At 65.5% G+C, this 2,746-nt stretch carries 2 protein-coding genes and 2 pseudogenes; 2 read left to right on the top strand and 2 right to left on the bottom strand.

The features are described 5' to 3' along the window. On the top strand, nucleotides 1-553 hold a 553-nt coding region (locus EOD07_RS29630), incomplete at its 5' end, for an alpha-isopropylmalate synthase regulatory domain-containing protein (protein ID WP_281059093.1). 314 nt (nucleotides 554-867) lie between these two features. Then, nucleotides 868-1,797, top strand: a complete 930-nt coding sequence (gene rarD / locus EOD07_RS29635; protein ID WP_040984541.1) for an EamA family transporter RarD — start codon at nucleotides 868-870, stop codon at nucleotides 1,795-1,797. 11 nt (nucleotides 1,798-1,808) lie between these two features. On the opposite strand, the pseudogene EOD07_RS39240 reads toward rarD, so the two are convergent. After that, nucleotides 1,809-2,369 (bottom strand): annotated as a pseudogene (locus EOD07_RS39240) (CorA family divalent cation transporter); the annotation flags it as partial. After that, nucleotides 2,367-2,744, bottom strand: a pseudogene (locus EOD07_RS39245) (transcription-repair coupling factor); the annotation flags it as partial. The pseudogenes EOD07_RS39245 and EOD07_RS39240, both read right to left, overlap by 3 nt. Nucleotides 2,745-2,746 lie beyond the last annotated feature (2 nt).

The raw sequence follows: 2,746 nt of genomic DNA on the forward strand, positions 1-2,746 counted from the left end.
GCCCAGGGACGATCATCGGCTCGACTCCCTGATCGCGGTGGTCAAGGAACGCGAGGCCGAAGGCTATGCCTACGAAGGCGCCGACGCCTCGTTCGAGCTCTTGGCGCGCAAGATGCTGCATGGGCTGCCTGAATTCTTCACCGTTACCTCCTTCCGTTGCATGGTCGAGCGTCGATTCGACGCCAACGGCCAGTTGAAGACGGTCTCGGAAGCGATCGTGAAAGTGCTGGTCGACGGCGAGGAGAAGATGTCGGTGGCCGAGGGTCATGGCCCGGTCAACGCGCTCGACATCGCGCTGCGCAAGGACCTCGGCAAGTACCAGAGCGAGATCGTCGACCTCGAGCTCGCCGACTTCAAGGTGCGTATCCTCAACGGCGGCACCGAGGCTATCACCCGCGTGCTGGTCGAATCGCATGATTCCACCGGCGCCCGCTGGTGGACGGTCGGCGTCTCGGAAAACATCATCGACGCCTCCTTCCAGGCGCTGATGGATTCGATCGTCTACAAGCTGATGAAGAACCGCGAGATGGCGGGACTGGTGGCGGCGGAGTAGAGCCTCTTTCCTCGCCCCCGCGAAGCGGGGGAGAAGTAGCCCGGCGAAGCCGGGACGGAGAGGGGGACGCCCTCCGCGAAGCCAGAGTCGATGCAGGGGAGGGGTGCGAGGCTGGTCACAAAGACACTTATCCCGAAGCGGTAAATTGCCGGCCGCCGCGAAGACCCCTCTCCGTCCCGGCTTCGCCGGGCTACTTCTCCCCACTGCGTGGGGCGAGGAACTCGCGTGGCGCCTTGAACCATCACGAAAAGTCCGTTGATCCATCATAATTTTGTGATGGTCTTGGGCGGTCCGCTGGGCCATAGCGTTAGGCCATGGTCACCGCTACAGCCGATCTCGATCAGGACGCCAAGGGTCGCCGCGGCTTCCTCCTGGCGCTTGGCGCCTATTTCCTTTGGGGGCTCTTACCCTTCTACATGAAGGCGGTGGCGCACCTGCCGCTTGCCGAGGTGATCGCCAACCGCGTCGTCTGGTCGGTGCCGATCGCGGCGGCGGTGCTCATCTGGGCCGGCCGCACCGCCGACTTCAAGGCGGCGATCCGCTCGCCCAAAAGCCTTGCCATGGCCGCGCTGACGGCCGTGCTGATCTCGGTCAACTGGGGCATCTATGTCTGGGCGATCTCCGTCGGCCGCACCGTCGAGACGGCGCTCGGCTACTACATCAATCCGCTGGTGGTGATCGTCGTTGGGGCGGTGCTGCTCGGCGAGCGGCTCGACCGCTTGCAGATCGTCGCGGTGGCGCTGGCCGCGATCGCGGTGACGGTGCTTACCGTCGAGGCCGGAAAGCTGCCCTGGGTGTCGCTGGCGCTCGCCTTCTCCTTCGCCGCCTACGGCTTCTTCCGCAAGACGCTGCCGATCGGCCCGAGCCAGGGTTTCCTGCTCGAAGTGCTTTTGCTCTCGGTGCCGGCGCTTTGCTACATCGTCTACCTGATCGCCACCGGCCAGGATCATTTCATCTCCAGCACCGGTGCCGACACCGCGCTGCTGATCGGTTGCGGTCCGGTCACCGCGGTGCCGCTGCTGCTCTTTGCCTTCGGCGCAAGGCTGCTGCGCCTCTCCACCATCGGCATCATGCAATATATCGCGCCGACCATGGTGTTCCTGATCGCCGTGCTCGTCTTCGACGAACCGTTCGGCACGACGCAGGCGATCGCCTTCGCGCTGATCTGGGCCGCGCTTGCGGTCTACAGCTGGTCGATGTTCAGGGGGCGCGAGATCCGCCAGGCGGCTCCCGCGACAAGATAAGGCATCTGCCCTCAGACGCGCCCCAGCCGCCGCACGATCTTATAAACAATGCCGGCGATGACGACCGAGATCGCCGTCACCACCCAGAAGCCGTGCGGCGTGTCGACCAACGGCAACCCGCCGACATTCATGCCGAACAGGCCGGAGATGATGGTCATCGGCAACAGCACCGCCGTCATGACGGAGAGGATATAGAGCAGCTGGTTCGACTGCTCGCTCAGCTTCGCCATCAGCTCGTCCTGCAAGAGACGCGTGCGCGCCTGCAACTGCTCGCCGTCGTGATGCAGCGTGTGCGCCCGGTGCGACAGACGTGTCGCCATGTCGTTGATCGGGTCGGGCAGCTCGTTGCGATGCGAATGGTCGAGGTGGCGGAAGAGGCTGGTGAGCGTCGCCATCTGCCGGTGGATCAGCACCAGCTGCCGGCGCGCGTCGACCAGCGCCTGGCGCTCATTGTGCCATGCGTCGCACACGATGCGGTCCTCGATGCCGTCGAGCGTGTCGCCCATCTTATCGAGCTCGGCCGCCATGCCGTCGAGCGACTGGCCCATCACCGCCTCGATCAGCTCGGCCGGCGGGATGCGCTGCAAGAGCGCGTTGGCGGTGGTGAGGATCACGGCGCGATGTGGCTTCTTCGCCAGCGCGATCATGGCCGAAAGCGCGTCGAGCCGCCGCGCGGCGGCATCGGCGCCGGGCGAAACGCGATCGTAAGGCAGGCAGTCCCAGGCCGGCAATTCCAGCACCGGCAGGCCGGGTGCGGCAAAGGCGAGCGCCTCGATGATCGCCGGCAGCCGCTGGCCGTCGCGCGCGACGAACAGCACCGGCTTGTCGGGCGCGATCTCCCGTGCCGTCTCAACCAGGGCGAACGCTTCATAGCCGTCGGCGACACCGTCGACGGTGAACTGGCCAACGCGGCCCTTGGGCAGGCCGATGGAAGGGATAAGGCTCATGG

It is taken from the genome of Mesorhizobium sp. M2C.T.Ca.TU.002.02.1.1 (assembly GCF_003997225.1).

What these genes read in the sequence shown, in the direction of transcription:
- rarD (WP_040984541.1), top strand. Translation starts at nt 868, where the DNA reads ATGGTCACCGCTACAGCCGATCTCGATCAGGACGCCAAGGGTCGCCGC.